The 15,202-nt window shown below is 70.9% G+C and carries 10 protein-coding genes; 4 read left to right on the forward strand and 6 right to left on the reverse strand.

What is annotated here, in order from left to right; genetic code table 11:
* Positions 1-32 precede the first annotated feature (32 nt).
* From pulA to ACFYZ8_RS05055, 3 genes are all read left to right on the forward strand, one after another.
* Complete coding sequence (pulA, locus tag ACFYZ8_RS05045) at positions 33-5,438, forward strand: pullulanase-type alpha-1,6-glucosidase (protein WP_388535257.1); 5,406 nt, start codon at positions 33-35, stop codon at positions 5,436-5,438.
* 73 nt (positions 5,439-5,511) lie between these two features.
* Positions 5,512-7,131 (forward strand): SpoIIE family protein phosphatase, encoded by a 1,620-nt coding sequence (locus ACFYZ8_RS05050; RefSeq protein ID WP_388535255.1) that lies wholly within the window; start codon positions 5,512-5,514, stop codon positions 7,129-7,131.
* 28 nt (positions 7,132-7,159) lie between these two features.
* The gene (locus ACFYZ8_RS05055; RefSeq protein WP_388535253.1) at positions 7,160-7,513 is read left to right on the forward strand and encodes a 5-carboxymethyl-2-hydroxymuconate Delta-isomerase; all 354 of its coding nucleotides are present in this window, start codon (positions 7,160-7,162) and stop codon (positions 7,511-7,513) included.
* On the opposite strand, the gene ACFYZ8_RS05060 is transcribed toward ACFYZ8_RS05055, so the two are convergent.
* The 3 genes from ACFYZ8_RS05060 to ACFYZ8_RS05070 all read right to left on the reverse strand — a co-directional run bounded on the left by ACFYZ8_RS05060 (position 7,510) and on the right by ACFYZ8_RS05070 (position 10,769).
* The gene (locus ACFYZ8_RS05060; RefSeq protein ID WP_359034439.1) at positions 7,510-8,199 is read right to left on the reverse strand and encodes a TetR/AcrR family transcriptional regulator; all 690 of its coding nucleotides are present in this window, start codon (positions 8,197-8,199) and stop codon (positions 7,510-7,512) included. The two genes, ACFYZ8_RS05055 and ACFYZ8_RS05060, sit on opposite strands and share 4 nt — an antisense overlap.
* 79 nt (positions 8,200-8,278) lie before the next feature.
* Positions 8,279-10,219 (reverse strand): hypothetical protein, encoded by a 1,941-nt coding sequence (locus tag ACFYZ8_RS05065; protein ID WP_388535251.1) that lies wholly within the window; start codon positions 10,217-10,219, stop codon positions 8,279-8,281.
* 49 nt (positions 10,220-10,268) lie between these two features.
* Entirely contained in the window at positions 10,269-10,769 is a 501-nt protein-coding gene (locus ACFYZ8_RS05070; RefSeq protein WP_388535249.1) for a tetratricopeptide repeat protein, read from the reverse strand.
* 129 nt (positions 10,770-10,898) lie between these two features.
* Here ACFYZ8_RS05070 and ACFYZ8_RS05075 point away from each other — a divergent pair, with 129 nt between their 5' ends.
* Entirely contained in the window at positions 10,899-11,333 is a 435-nt protein-coding gene (locus ACFYZ8_RS05075) for a hypothetical protein (protein ID WP_359034445.1), read from the forward strand.
* Between the two features lie 100 nt (positions 11,334-11,433).
* On the opposite strand, the gene ACFYZ8_RS05080 is transcribed toward ACFYZ8_RS05075, so the two are convergent.
* The 3 genes from ACFYZ8_RS05080 to ACFYZ8_RS05090 all read right to left on the reverse strand — a co-directional run bounded on the left by ACFYZ8_RS05080 (position 11,434) and on the right by ACFYZ8_RS05090 (position 15,119).
* Complete coding sequence (locus ACFYZ8_RS05080) at positions 11,434-13,029, reverse strand: DUF1996 domain-containing protein (RefSeq protein WP_359034447.1); 1,596 nt, start codon at positions 13,027-13,029, stop codon at positions 11,434-11,436.
* 183 nt (positions 13,030-13,212) lie between these two features.
* The gene (locus tag ACFYZ8_RS05085; RefSeq protein WP_359034449.1) at positions 13,213-13,866 is read right to left on the reverse strand and encodes a response regulator transcription factor; all 654 of its coding nucleotides are present in this window, start codon (positions 13,864-13,866) and stop codon (positions 13,213-13,215) included.
* A complete protein-coding gene (locus tag ACFYZ8_RS05090; protein WP_388535245.1) occupies positions 13,857-15,119 on the reverse strand; it encodes a sensor histidine kinase in 1,263 nt (420 codons plus the stop codon). Before ACFYZ8_RS05090 ends, ACFYZ8_RS05085 begins: the two co-directional genes overlap by 10 nt.
* Positions 15,120-15,202: the final 83 nt, after the last annotated feature.

A 15,202-nucleotide genomic window follows, 5' to 3' on the forward strand; every position in this document is an offset into this window, starting at 1 on the left:
CACAGAGCCGTCATCGCAAGGAGTCCACGTCAGTGATACCGAGATGGCCGGTGCCGACGAGGCGCCGTACCGCACACGCAGGACGGGTCGCCGCGGTCACCGTGACCGCGCTGGCCGCAGCGCTCGTCCAGCCGCTGTCCGCCCGGGCGGACACCCCGCCGCCACCGCCCTCCGACGCGAGGCTCGCCGCGCAGCCGGCCCGGCACGACGACACCCGTGAGCAGTTCTACTTCGTCCTGCCGGACCGCTTCGCCAACGGCGACACCTCCAACGACCGGGGCGGGCTCACCGGTTCGCGGCTGAGCACCGGATACGACCCCACCGACAAGGGCTTCTACCAGGGCGGCGACCTCAAGGGCCTCACCCAGCGGCTCGACTACATCAAGGGCCTCGGCACCACCTCCATCTGGATGGCCCCGATCTTCAAGAACCGGCCCGTACAGGGGACGGGGTCCAACGCCTCGGCCGGCTACCACGGTTACTGGATCACCGACTTCACCCAGGTCGACCCCCACTTCGGCACCAACAAGGACCTGGAAACCCTCATCTCCAAGGCCCACGGCAAGGGGATGAAGGTCTTCTTCGACGTCATCACCAACCACACCGCCGACGTCGTCGACTACGAGGAGAAGTCCTACGACTACCTCTCCAAGGGCGCGTTCCCCTATCTGACGAAGGACGGCCGGCCGTTCGACGACGCGGACTACGCGGCAGGCGGCCGCGGATTCCCCGCCGTGGACGCCGACTCCTTCCCCCGCACGCCGACGGTCACCGGCGCGGGCGCCAAGGTCCCCTCCTGGCTCAACGACCCGACGATGTACCACAACCGCGGCGACTCGACCTACGCCGGCGAGTCCACGACCTACGGCGACTTCTCCGGCCTCGACGACCTGTGGACCGAGCGCCCCGAGGTCGTCTCCGGCATGGAGAGGATCTACCAGCGCTGGGTCAGGGACTTCGACATCGACGGCTTCCGCATCGACACCGTGAAGCACGTGAACATGGAGTTCTGGACGCAGTGGGCCACCGCCCTCGACGCGTACGCGGCCGAGCAGGGTCGCAAGAACTTCTTCATGTTCGGCGAGGTCTACTCCGCCGACACGGCCGTCACCTCGCCGTACGTCACCCAGGGCCGCCTGGACGCCACGCTGGACTTCCCCTTCCAGGAGGCCGCCCGGCAGTACGCCTCCCAGGGCGGCAGCGCGCGGAAGCTGGCGTCCGTCTTCGGCGACGACTACAAGTACACGACCGACAAGGCCAACGCCTACGAGCAGGTCACCTTCCTCGGCAATCACGACATGGGCCGCGTCGGGTACTTCCTGAACCAGGACAACCCCAAGGCCACCGACGCCGAACTCCTCGCCAAGGACAGGCTCGCCAACGAGCTGATGTTCCTCAGCCGCGGCAATCCCGTCGTCTACTACGGCGACGAACAGGGCTTCACCGGCGCCGGCGGCGACAAGGACGCCCGCCAGACGATGTTCGCGTCGAAGACCGCCGACTACCTCGACGACGACGAGATCGGCACCGACCGCACCCACGCGAGCGACGCCTACGACACGAGTGCCCCGCTGTACCGGCAGATCGCCGCGCTCGCGAAGCTCCGGGGGGCCAACCCGGCGCTGACGGACGGCGTCCAGGAGGAGCGGTACGCGGCCGACGGGGCCGGGATCTACGCCTTCTCCCGCACCGACGCCAAGAGCGGCCAGGAGTACGTCGTCGCCCTCAACAACGCGGGCGAGGCCAAGTCGGCGACGTTCGCGACCGGTTCGGCGCGTATGGCGTTCAAGGGGATCTACGGCACCGACGTCACGACGAAGACCGACGCCGACAAGAAGATCACCGTCACCGTCCCGGCGGGCTCCGCGCTCGTCCTCAAGGCGGCCGGCAAGCCCGCCGAGCCCGCCGCCGAGCCGACGATCGCGCTCAAGGCCCCGGCCGCCGGCGCCACGGGCACCGTCGAGCTCACCGCCGACGTGGACGGCGGCCGGCTCAACCGGGTCGTCTTCGCGGCGCAGGTCGGAAACGGCACGTGGCGGACGCTGGGCTCCGCCGACCACGCGCCCTACAAGGTCACACAGGTCATCGACAAGGCCGTACCGGCGGCAACCGCCCTGCGCTACAAGGCGGTTGTGATCGACTCGGCCGGCCGCACGGCCAGTGCCACCACCTCCTCGGAAACCGGCACCCCGCCCACCGAGGAACCCCCCACCGCCTCCTCCCGCGACTACGCGGTCGTCCACTACAAGCGCGCCGACGGCGACTACGCCGACTGGGGCCTGTACGCCTGGGGCGACCTCGCCGACGGCGAGTCCACCACCTGGCCCGACAGCCATCCCTTCACCGGCCGGGACGCGTACGGCGCCTTCGCCTACGTCAAGCTGAAGCCCGGTGCCTCGAACGTCGGCTTCCTCGTCATCGACAAGGACGGCGACAAGGACGTCTCCGCCGACCGCACCATCGACGTCACCAGGGCCGGCGAGGTGTGGATCGAGCAGGGCAAGGACGCCGTACTCACCGAGAAGCCCGACTACCCGGCGCAGGACAGGACCAAGGCGGTCCTCCACTACCACCGTGCCGACGGGAACTACGACGGCTGGGGCCTGCACGTGTGGACGGGCGCCGCGAACCCCACCGAATGGTCGAAGCCGCTGGAGCCGGTGAGGACCGACGCCTACGGAGCGGTCTACGAGGTTCCGCTCAACGACGGTGCGACAAGCCTCAGTTACATCCTCCACAAGGGCGACGAGAAGGACCTGCCCACCGACCAGTCCCTTGACCTCACGGCCAACGGCCACGAGGTGTGGCTCCTGAACGGCCAGGAGAAGTACCTGCTCCCGCAGCCCGCCGGGTCAGCCGCCGCGCTCGACCTCACCACCTCCAAGGCGGTCTGGATCGACCGGAACACGGTCGTCTGGAACGGCTCCGAGGCCGCCGCCTCCACCCAGCTCCTCTTCTCCCACGACGGCTCGATCACCGTCGACGGCGGTGCTCTCACCAGCGACGACGAGCGCTGGCTGCGACTCACCAAGACCGCCCTCACCGACGCCCAGAAGGCGAAGTTCCCGCATCTGAGGGACTACACGGCCTGGTCCGTGGACCCGCGTGACCGCGACCGTGTACGCCAAGCCCTGAGCGGCCAGCTCGTCGCCTCCCAACGCGCGGCGAACGGCGCCGTGGTGGCCGCGACCGGCGTCCAGATCGCGGGCGTGCTCGACGACCTGTACCCGAGGGCGACCAAGGCCCACCTCGGGCCGACATTCACCGAGGGACGCCCCACGCTCGCGGTCTGGGCACCGACCGCGCAGTCGGTGAAGCTCGAACTCGGTAGCTCCACGGTCGCCATGAGACGCGACGACACCACCGGAGTCTGGTCCGTCACCGGCCCGGCCTCCTGGAAGGGCAAGCCCTACCGGTACGTCGTGAAGGTCTGGGCGCCCAGCGCCGGCAAGGTCGTCACCAACAAGGTCACCGACCCCTACTCGGTCGCCCTCACCACCGACTCCGCGCGCAGCCTCGTCGTCGACCTGGACGACAGGTCCCTCGCCCCGGGCGGCTGGTCGACGTACGCCAAGCCGAAGGCCGTACCCCTCAAGGACGCCGAGATCCAGGAACTGCACATCCGGGACTTCTCGGTGGCGGACAAGACCGTGCCCGCCGAGGACCGGGGTACCTACCTCGCCTTCACCGACAAGGACAGCGACGGCTCGAAGCACCTGCGGGAGCTCGCGAAGTCGGGGACGAGCTACGTGCACCTGCTGCCCGCCTTCGACATCGCCACCGTTCCCGAACGCCGACAGGACCAGGCGACCCCCGCCTGCGACCTCGCCTCCTACCCGGCCGACTCCGGCCGGCAGCAGGAGTGCGTGGCGAAGACCGCCGCGAAGGACGCCTACAACTGGGGCTACGACCCGTACCACTACACCGTCCCGGAAGGCTCGTACGCGACCGACCCGGACGGCACCGGCCGTACCGTCGAGTTCCGCAAGATGGTCAAGTCCCTCAACGAGGACGGCCTGCGGGTCGTCATGGACGTCGTCTACAACCACACCGCGGCGAGCGGACAGGCCGCCACGAGCGTGCTCGACCGGATCGTGCCCGGCTACTACCAGCGGCTCCTGGCCGACGGCTCGGTCGCCAACAGCACCTGCTGCGCGAACACGGCCACCGAGAACGCCATGATGGGCAAGCTGGTCGTCGACTCGATCGTCACCTGGGCCAGGGAGTACAAGGTCGACGGCTTCCGCTTCGACCTCATGGGCCACCACCCCAAGGCCAACATCCTGGCCGTGCGCAAGGCCCTGGACGCCTTGACCCCAGCGAAGGACGGCGTCGACGGCAGGAAGATCATCCTCTACGGCGAGGGCTGGAACTTCGGCGAGGTCGCCGACGACGCCCGCTTCGTTCAGGCCACGCAGCAGAACATGGCCGGCACCGGCATCGCGACCTTCTCCGACCGCGCCCGTGACGCCGTACGCGGCGGCGGCCCCTTCGACGAGGACCCCGGCGTCCAGGGCTTCGCGTCCGGGCTGTACACCGACCCCAACACCAGCAAGAACAACGGCACCCCCGCGGAGCAGAAGGCTCGCCTCCTCCACTACCAGGACCTCATCAAGGTCGGCCTCTCCGGCAACCTCAAGCAGTTCACCTTCACCGACACCGACGGCAAGCGGGTCACCGGCGCCCAGGTCGACTACAACGGGCAGCCCGCCGGATACGCGGACGCGCCCGGTGACGCCCTCGCCTACGCCGACGCGCACGACAACGAGTCGCTGTTCGACGCGCTGACGTACAAGCTGCCCGCGGGCACCGGCGCCGCCGACCGGGCCCGGATGCAGGTCCTCGCCATGGCCACGGCCGCCCTCTCACAGGGCCCGGCGCTCTCCCAGGCGGGCACCGACCTGCTGCGCTCCAAGTCCCTGGACCGCAACTCCTTCGACAGCGGCGACTGGTTCAACGCGATCCACTGGGACTGCCGGGACGGCAACGGCTTCGGCCGCGGACTGCCCATGGCGGCCGACAACACGTCCAAGTGGCCGTACGCCAAACCCCTGTTGGGCTCGGTGAAGGTGGGCTGCGCGCAGATCGAGGGGGCGTCGGCCGCGTACCGGGACCTGCTCAGGATCCGTACGACGGAGAAGGCGTTCTCGCTCGGCACCGCCGACCAGGTGCAGTCGACGCTGTCCTTCCCGCTGTCCGGGAAGGACGAGACACCCGGCGTGATCACGATGGAACTCGGTGACCTCGTCGTCGTCTTCAACGCGACGCCCGAGGAGCGGAGCCAGCGGGTCGACGCCCTTGCCGGCAGCACATACCAGCTGCACCCGGTGCAGGTGGCGGGGGCGGACTCTACCGTCAAGGCGGCGTCCTACGAGAAGAAATCGGGCACTTTCGCCGTTCCGGCACGGACCGTGGCTGTTTTCATCCGCCATCCCTAGCTGAACGCATTACCTTGGTGGAGCGGACCCCGAACCCCGGTCCGCTCCACCGGTGTTGCCCGAGGGGTGACAGATGGACGCACAGAGCAAACTGACCGGCACGACCGTGATGGTCGTGGACGACGTGGAGGCCAGCCGGTACGCCATGGGCACCGTGCTGACCCGCGCGGGGCACCGGGTCGTACCGGTCGCGACCGGCGGCGAGGCCCTCGCCGAACTCGACACACGCCTGCGCAAGGGCACCCTGCCGGACGTGGCCCTCGTCGACGTGGGCCTGCCCGACATGAGCGGCTTCGAACTGTGCCGGCTGTTCAAGGAACGCCCGCACACCGCCGGGATGCCCGTCGTGCACTTCTCGGCCTCCGCGGTGCCCCCCGCCGTGCACTGCGCGGGCATGGACACCGGCGTCGAGGCCTATCTGAAGGTGCCCGCCGAGCCCCTGGAGATCGAGGCCGTGGTCCGGGGCGCCGTCCGCAACGCGCAACTGCGGGCCGGGGACCGGGCGCTCGTACGACGGCTCACCCTGCTGTCCGAGACGATCGTCACCATCCAGTCGGCGAGCACCCTCCAGGAGCTGTCCGACGCGGCCGCCGAGGGCGTCTCGCGGCTCACCGGAACCCCCGCGGCCGTCTTCGTCCTCGACCAGGACGACCAGCTCTACCGCGGCCTGTCCCGGGACCGCATCCCCGTCGCACTGCCCGACGAGGCCGCCGACCGGGCCGTCGCCGGCCTGCTGCGCCGCCTCTCCCGGGGGCAGGCCGGGGTACAGCTCACCACCGTGCCCGCCCCGCTGTGGCCCGCCGGGTTCTTCCGGCCCGGCGTCGAGCAGGACGCCCGCCTCGCGCTCGTCGTCACCCAGGACGGCCGGGCCCCGGTGTGCCTGGCCGCCCCCGCGCGCGGGATGCGCAGGGTCGGCCTGGAGGGCGAGACCCTGCTGGCCCAGCTCGCCCAGGCCACCGCGCTCGCCGCCCAGCCGCTGCTCATGTACAAGGTCGAGCGGCATGTCGCCCTCACCCTCCAGCACAGCTTCCTGCCCCAGCCGCACAAGCTGCCCGAGCTGCCCGGCATCGACGTCGTCGTGCGTTACGTCCCCGCCTCCCGGCAGACCGAGATCGGCGGCGACTTCTACGCCGCGCTCCGCGTCGACGAGGGCGTGCTCACCGCCGTCGGCGACGTCGTCGGGCACTCGCTGGACGCGGCGACCGTCATGGTCGAGCTGAGGCACGCGCTGCGCGCCTACGCCGTCGACGAGAGCGACCCCGCCGTGCTCGCCGAGCGCCTCGACCGGACGCTCCGCCGCTACCACCCCGACACCACGGCCACCGTCTGCCTGGCCCTGATCGACCCGGACACCGGGCGTACCCGGATCGCCAACGCCGGGCACATCCCGCCGCTGATCGTCCGCGACACCGGCACCGCCGAGTACGCCAAGGCGGCCGGTCCGCTGCTCGGGGTCGGCCTGCCCCATCCGCCGGCCACCGAGCTGTTCCTCGAACCGACCGACCGGCTCCTCATGGTCACCGACGGCCTCATCGAGACCCGGGGCACCGACCTCACGGCCTCCCTGGAACAGCTGCGGGCGGCCTCCGCGGGCGCCCTGCCCGGACTGGACGCGCTGTGCGACACCCTCCTGGACACCTTCGGCCACGACCGGGAGGACGACATCGCCATGCTGGCGCTGCGGCTAGGGTGACCTGTGTCGTCCTAGAACAGGAGTGCCCATGCCGCAGATCACCGTCGAACGCTCCCCGCACCTCGACCACGTCGACTGGGACGGGTTCGCCTTGGCGCTGCACCCGGTCGTCGTCGAGACGGCGGCCGCGAAGCTCGAGGCGTGCAAGACCCGGGTGCTGCGCAGCGTGGACGAGTCGGTCGGCGGCGAGAGCGAGCACCACGCGATCGTGAATGTCTCGATCGCCCTGCTCGCCGGCCGGTCCGAGGAGACCAAGGCGAAGCTCACCGAGGCCGTCGTGGAACTGCTGCGCAAGCACGTCGGGCCCGTGGAGGGCCTCACCGTGCACCTCTCCGCGGAGGTGCGCGACCTGGACGCCTCCTACACCAAGGCCGTGCTCTAGGAGGCCAGCGTGATCAGCCGGGCGGCGAGGTCGGTGAATGGCCCGTCGTGCGGCTCGTCCTTGAGCATGTGGCGCAGCAGCTCGGTCATCTCCTCGTCGTAGGCCGCGCTCACCGCGGCCAGGGCGGCGAAGTCGTGGACGAGCTGCGTCTCCAGTTCGGCGCGCGGGATGCGGCGGCCGTCCAGCCAGATCAGGGCCGTCGACTCGGCGAGCGAGATCCAGGAGCGGATGAGCAGTTCCAGCCGCGCGGGCGGGTCCGTGACCCGCAGGTGCGACAGGATCTGCTCGTAGGCGATCTGCCGTACGGAGTCGATGAGCGCGTTCGTCGTCGACGAGCCGACCGCCGGGCCGCCGCGCATCAACGCCGAGAAACCCGGCCCGTGTTCGTCCACGAAGTCGAAGAACCGGCGCATCACCCGCAGCAGACGGCCGCCCAGCGACCCCTCGTGCGGCTCCTCGAAGCGGCTCGCCAGATCCTGTGCCGCCCGCTTCAACGCGGCCTCGTACAGGCTGAGTTTGCCGGGGAAGTAGTGGTAGACCAGCGGCCGCGAGATACCGGCCGCCGACGCTATCTCGTCGATGGAGACCTCGTCGGGCGAGCGGCGGGCGAACAGTTCGAGGGCGACGCCGATCAACTGCTGACGCCGTTCCTCGACTCCCATTCTTCGACGGACCCCGGTTGTCATACGAACACCTTACCGATCGGATCCGGCCTGGAACGGACGTGTCCGGCCAGCGGTGTTCATAGGTGAGGCACCGGTCGGCTTACCGCAGCCCGCCGACCGCCCGACCGTCCTCCAGGGTCCCCTTCAGCTCGGCCTGGACGCCCTGGCTTGCCTTCACGGCAAGCAGATTGCCCCGGGCGGAACCCTTCACCCCGCCCGTCGCGCTGATCGCCGACGTCCCCGGGCTCCCCGCGGCCAGCAGGTACCAGGAACCGGCCTCCGACTTCCACAGCACCCCGGCCAGCACCTGCGGATCCTTCGCCCCGCACGCCGGCACGTTCTCGGCTTTCGCGGCGACCGCCCCGTACGTCGAACCGGGCGTGTGGAACTGGGCCAGCACCCGCTCCCCGCCGCCCTGCCAGGTCTCGGCCCGGGTGCACACCCAGTCGGCCGTCCCGCTCGCGTCGGGCAGCGGCTGCGCGGCGTAGGCCCAGGCGTTCACCGCGCGCACCCCCGAGGAGCGCATCGCGCCGAGCGAGCAGGCGTACGGCGCCCAGGCGCGCAGCGCCCCAGCACCGGAGGCGTCCTTCACGGACCCGGGGCGGCCGGTGGTGAGGCGGGCCGGCACCAGTTCGCCGAGGTCGGTCAGCAGCCGGGTGCCGGAGGCGTCCGTCAGCTGGAGCACGTTCCAGGAGGTGCAGGCGCCGCTCTGCGCGGGGCCCGCCATCGGCGCGGTGGTGCCGCCGGACAGCGCGAGGTCCATGGCGCCGGAGCCCGGCTTCAGCAGGTCCCGCTCGGCCGCCTTCGTCACCCAGGGGGCCGTCAGATAGCGGATGTTGCCGTCGGCCCGGCCCAGGACGAGCGCGCTCGCCTCGGCCCGGTCCGCGCCGTCGACCCGCGCGAAGTCGAGGGCGGCACCCTTGGTGCTGCCCAGCGGCTCGGCGTAGCGGACGACGCGCAGACCGTCGTAGAGGATCACCACGCGCGCGGTGTCGACGGTCCCGGCGTACAGGAGCTGCGGGGGGCCGGAGGGGCCGCCCGAGGGGGTGCCGGGGGTCGCGGAGACCTGGACGCTCTCGCCGGGGCGGGCCCAGACGGCGAGCGCGCGGCGCAGCAGGGCGTTGTCGCCGGTGAGGTCGCCGCGCGCGGGCCACACCGAGAAGTCGGTGCGCGCCGAGGACTCCCACGCGGCGGCCGGGACCTTCAGCAGCAGGGACGGGTCCAGGGCGGCCTGCGCTGCGGGATTCTGCGCGTACGCGGGCGCGGCGGCGCCGTCGGGCCCCCAGCCGTCGCCGGGCATGCCGAGCAGCGCCCCGCACACGGCGACGGCCGCGGCGGCGGCCAGCGCGGCCTTCATGTGCTGCCTGCGCCGCATCAGGTCGGTGGGGCGGGCCTGGAGCGAACAGGGGTCGAACTCGGGGGAGTCGAGAAGGGCGTACCGGTCCTCGGCGGAGCCGGTGTCGGCGGAGGCGGCCTCGTCGAGCGCCGCGTCCACGTCGGCCACGCCCGCCGCCGTCAGCACCTGGCGTACGTCTCCGTCGGGGAGCTTCTCCAGGCCGCGCAGGACATAGGCGGCGCGGGCCGGCCCCGACATCGCCGACAGGCGCTGGTCCAGGGCGAGTTCGTCGGCGCCGCCGGAGCGCGGGAAGAGCCTCAGGCCCCACACCTGGGGGAGCAGCGGCGGGAGCTGGGAGCGCTTGGGCCACGCCCTGCGCCGGAGCGGCAGGCCGGCCTCCAGCGCCGTACGCACCACCTGGAGGCGGACGAAGGCGTAGCCGGGGTCGCCCTCGCGGCCGGCCGACTGGGCCGGGATCACGGGCGTCGCCGTGCGGCCCCGGGGCAGGGCGCGCTGGGCGAGGGCGTGCGCGGTCAGGACCCGCCGGCCCCGGCCGAGGCCCGGCGGCAGTACCAGATAGGCGATCCTGACCAGCCGGGGGTAGTGCTCGACGAGCGCGGCCTCGGCCTGTTCGACATCGACGACGGGGTCGGCGGCGGAGCCGGAAGCGGGTGCGGGGCGCGGGGCGACATCCTGTGACTGCACGTTCAGCAGAACGAGCGAATCGTGGGTTGGTCACCGCCGCCCGGGTGAATCAGCCTTCCGGGTCGACCAGGGCGCGCGCGTAGGTGGCCATCGAGCGCTGGTAGCGCGGGAGATGGGGGGCGAGCGCGCCCAGGACCAGCGAGAGGCCCTCGCGGTCGCGGCCGAGGCTGGACAGGCACAGCGCGAGCGTGGCGCGTACCGCGTCGTCCAACTCGTCGGACGGGGCGTCCAGTTCGGGGGTGAGCAGCTTGACGCCCTCCTCCGCCTGCCCGATGTTCCGCAGCGAACTGGACAGCTGGATCTTGGCGCGGCGGCCCTTGTATCCGCGCAGCCCCTTCGCGAGCGCTTCCCGGTACAGCGGGGCCGCCTTGTCCGAATGCCCCGTGGAGTCCCAGGCGCAGGCCCGCTCGAAGGGGCCGTCCGGACTGCCCTCCGGCAGCTCCGCCACGAGCGCGTCGATCACGGCCCGGAACTCGGCCGCCCGCTCCTCGGGATACTCGTCGAAGGTGTCCCACGCGGCGGTCACTCGCTTTTCCCAGTCCTCGTTCACCGGCACACTTTCGCACAGCCGTACCCGTGACGGCAGCAGGATTTGAGCGTCCCGCGCCCCGCAGCCGTATGGGGGGAGACGGACCCCCGCCGGGGCCCGTCCGACGTGACCCCGTGACCGGAGGAACAGATGAGGTTGACCCGACCGATGCTCGCGCTGACCGGCGCGGCCGCGGTGCTGGCGCTGGCGGGCTGCGGATCCGGCGGTGACGCGAAGGCCGCCGCGGTGCCGCAGGCGGCCACCGGCAGCCTGGAACACCTCGCCGCCCAGGTGAAGTGCACGCCCAACATCCAGATCGACGCCGACGAGCTGCGCCAGGCCGTGTGCAAGAAGTCCAAGGACGCCGACGGCAAGTTCATCCTCGCCACCTTCGCCACCGACCGCGGCCAGCGCGAGTGGATCAACGGCGCCAAGGACTACGGCGGTCACTTCCTGGTCGGCCGCAAGTGGGTCGCCGTAGGCGACACCACCAAGACCGTGACGGTGCTGCGCAAGACGCTCGGCGGGGACATCGAGGAGGGCACCGACCACTCGAAGATGGGCGCCACGCACTCGGCGCACTGAGGACACGGACAGCGAAAGCGGACACGCGAAAGCGGACACGCGAAAGCGGACACGAGAAAGCCGGCGGTGAGAGATTCTCACCGCCGGCTTTCTCAGTGCGTCACTGGCAGTTCTTGCCGGTGTTGATGCAGTTGACCATCTTGTTCATCGTGTTCTGGGAGAAGAAGTTGATGAAGTCGTTGTGGTCGGTGATCGGCTTGTGCAGGTTCTCCGGGAAGGTGTCCACCGCGTAGGGGTTGACGACCGTGCCGTTCTGCAGCTTCGGGGCCGGGACGTTGTAGACGAGCCGGACCTGGAGCTGCGGGATCGCCTTGAAGCCGTTGGCGCAGCTGCCGTCGGCCTGGACGAAGGACACGTGGGTGCGGTGGTTGGCGCTGTCGATGTTCTGACCGTCCCAGCAGCTCTGGAAGTTGGTCGTGCGCACCACCTGGCTGCCCTGCGGGCAGATCGGGTACTTGTCGTGCAGCTGGACCTTGTTCTCGAAGCCGGTGCAGGACCAGTTCACGTTGGCGTTGGCGTTGCCGTTGACGAAGGCCTTGGCGTCACCGGTGATGATGCGCAGGGCCGTCGGCATCGCGACGACGTTGCCCTTCTTGTTGCCGACGAACTTGATCTGCGCCTGGGAGGCCTGCAGGATCTTGCCGACGTTGCCTTCCTTGCCACCGCCGTCGGCGTTCTGGTCGAAGTCCTGCGTGCCGTTCTGCAGCCGCAGCACCGGCCAGAAGTACGAGGACTTGTCGCCCTGGTTCTGGCAGGTGGTCTGTGCCGCCGCCAGCTCCTGGTCGCTCGCGAAGGCGTCGTTGCTCTGGTTGCCGACGTAGTCGTGCAGGTGGTGGGCGCCGTTGGCGACACCGGGAGCCACGATCACGTTGTCCGTGTTGTGGTTCTTGTTCGCGTTGGTGCCGCACTTGCTGGTGAAGGTGCCTCGCGAACCCGAGTTGCCGTTGGCCGGGAGGCCGTTCTGGCCGACACCGAGCTGGGCGCTGCCCTGGACCTTGGTGATGTCCACGAAGTCGGCCGCGACCGGGCCGTTGCCGCCCTGTCCGCCGTTGCCCTGCTGCTGGCCGCCCTGCTGCTGGCCACCGTTCTGCTGGCCGCCCTGCTGCTGGCCGCCGTTCTGCTGCTGGCCGCCTTGCTGCTGGCCGCCGTTCTGCTGCTGGCCGCCCTGCTGCTGACCGCCGTTCTGCTGCTGGCCACCGGCCTGGCCGGCGTTCGTCTGCGCGTTCTGCGTGGTGCAGGCGGCCAGCTGGCTGAGCGAGGTGTTGAACTGGCCCCCGACCCGCTGGATGTCGATGCGGATCCGGTCGATCGTGGCCGCCCGCTTCTCCTTCAGGGGACCGACGATGGCGTTCTGGACGAAGCCCGGGTCACCCGCCTGGGCCTGTCGCGTCGAGGCGAGCCTGGCGTAGGCCTCGGTGATCTGCTTGTCCAGGTTGGCCAGCTCCGTGGCCACACCCTGACGCGCGTTCTGAGGCACGTTCGTCAGCTTCTGACCGACGTCGGGGCACGAGATGGTCGCCACCTGTGCGGCGGCGGCCTTGGTCTGGTTCTGCGACCAGCCGTTGTTGTTCGACTCGTGCGCCGAGGCGTAGAAGTTCGCCCAGATCAGCCCGCCCCCACCGAGCGCTAGGGCCGCCGACGCGGCTATGGCCTTGCCGGCCATCGACGAGCGGCGTTTACGTGTATTGCGTCCCATGGAACTCCTCTGACTTCCTTTTTCGGGGCTATCGAGGCGCCCGACAGGAGTGAAGCGGCGCCATCCCATACGGATGGGGTCCCAGGGGTGTTCAGCCGCCCCACAAACAAATCAGAGGTTTGCTGCGCCCCGGGGCGGCAACAGCCCCTTGAGCAGCAGGAGTTACAGAAAATGAGGAACCGCTCACCGGCCCCGGTCCAGGAACGCGAGCACCGCCAGAACGCGGCGATTGTCGTCGTCCGACACCTCAAGGCCCAGTTTGGCGAAGATGTTGGCGGTGTGCTTGGCGATCGCCCGTTCCGTGACGACCAGCTTGCCGGCGATCGCCGCGTTCGACCGCCCCTGCGCCATCAGCTCGAGCACCTCACGCTCGCGGGGCGTGATCCGGGCGAGCGGCTGGTCGTCGGCCGCCCGCCGGGCCAGCAGCTGCTGGATCACCTGCGGGTCCATCGCCGTACCGCCCGCCGCGACCCGCCGTACGGCGTCCACGAACTGCTCCGCGTCGAACACCCGGTCCTTGAGCAGATACCCCACCCCTCCGGTGCCGTCGGCGAGCAGCTCGCGCGCGTACAGCTGCTCCACGTGCTGGGAGAGCACCAGCACCGGAAGGCCGGGTCTGTCCCGCCGGGCGTTCAGCGCGCACTGCAGGCCCTCGTCGGTGTGGGTCGGCGGCAGCCGTACGTCGACCACGGCCACGTCCGGCTCCAGCTCGGCCAGCGCGCGGGCCAGCTCGGGCCCGCTCTCGACGGCCGCCGCGATCTCGAAGCCGTGCGCCTCCAGGAGCCGTACGAGGCCGTCGCGCAGCAGGAAGAGGTCTTCGGCCAGGACTACGCGCAAGGGATCTCCATGGTCACCATGGTGGGACCGCCCGCGGGTGAGCTGACGGCCAGGACGCCGTCGAATGTACCCAGCCGCCGCTCCACCCCGGCCAGGCCCGAACCGGCCGCGACGACCGCGCCGCCCCGGCCGTTGTCGGTGACGGTGATCCGCAGCATGCCGTCGGTGCGGTGGAGGTCGATCCAGATCCGGTCGGCGCCCGAGTGCTTGACCGCGTTGGTGAGCGCCTCGCTGACGGCGAAGTAGGCGGCGGACTCCACGGGGGCGTCCGCCCGGCCCGGGAAGTCCACGCTCACCTCCGTCGGCACCGGCATCCTGAGCGCCAACGCCCGCACCGCGTCGCCCAGTCCGCGCTCCGCCAGTACCGGCGGATGGATGCCCCGTACCAGGTCGCGCAGTTCGGCGAGCGCGTCCACGGAGGACTGGCGGGCCTGCGCGAGCAGCCGCTTGGCCTGTGCGGGGTCCTTGTCGAGGAGCATCTCGATGGTGCCGAGATCCATGCCCATGGCGACAAGCCGGGCCTGCGCCCCGTCGTGCAGGTCCCGCTCGATGCGCCGCAGTTCGGCCGCGGAGGTGTCCACGGCGTCCCTGCGGGTCTCGGTGAGGACACGGACGCGTTCGGCCAACTCGCCCTGCCCGGCGACCAGTACGGCCCGGGTGAGCCGGAAGTGCAGGGTCAGCGCGCGCGGCGCGAACGGGGCGAGGGACAGCAGGACGGCACCCAGGGCGCCGGCGAGGAGCGCGGAGACCTGGTCGGTGACATGCACGAAGCCGTACCAGTAGCCGCCCAGGTCCTGGAACGGCCGCCACAGTCCGGCCGCGAGCGCGAGCCCCTCCAGCGGGTAGAGCACGAGCACCGCCGGCAGCAGGGCGGTCACGAACCCCGCCGTCATGTCCACCAGCAGCCACCGCAGGTCCCGCCAGGTCGCCGGGTCGCGCAGCATCCCGAAGGTGCGCGTCCAGGGATTGGCGTCCTCGGGTGCCGGCCGGTACGCCGACGGGATCCGCACCCCGCCCCACTCCGCGGCCAGCACCCGCCGCCAGTCCGCGAACGCCCGCACCCCGGTGAGCACCCACGGGGTCGTCACCAGCCCGACCCCGATCGGCACGAGCGCGATCGACACCACGGCGAGCGTGAAACCGAGCACCGCCCCGGGCAGCGTCACCAGGGCCAGCGCGAGCCCCCGCGCGGCCGCGAGCCCCATGGCCCGCACCCTCGTACTCCTGCTGCCGTCCCGCGTCTCGATGGTCATACGGTCAGTCTGGCCGAGGGGGAGGCAGGGGTCACTGGGGCCGGCCACCCGGCCCGGGGGTGGCACCAGGTACACCCCCTCAC

Source organism: Streptomyces sp. NPDC001668, assembly GCF_042893155.1.
In the GTDB taxonomy this organism is placed as follows: Bacteria; Actinomycetota; Actinomycetes; order Streptomycetales; family Streptomycetaceae; genus Streptomyces.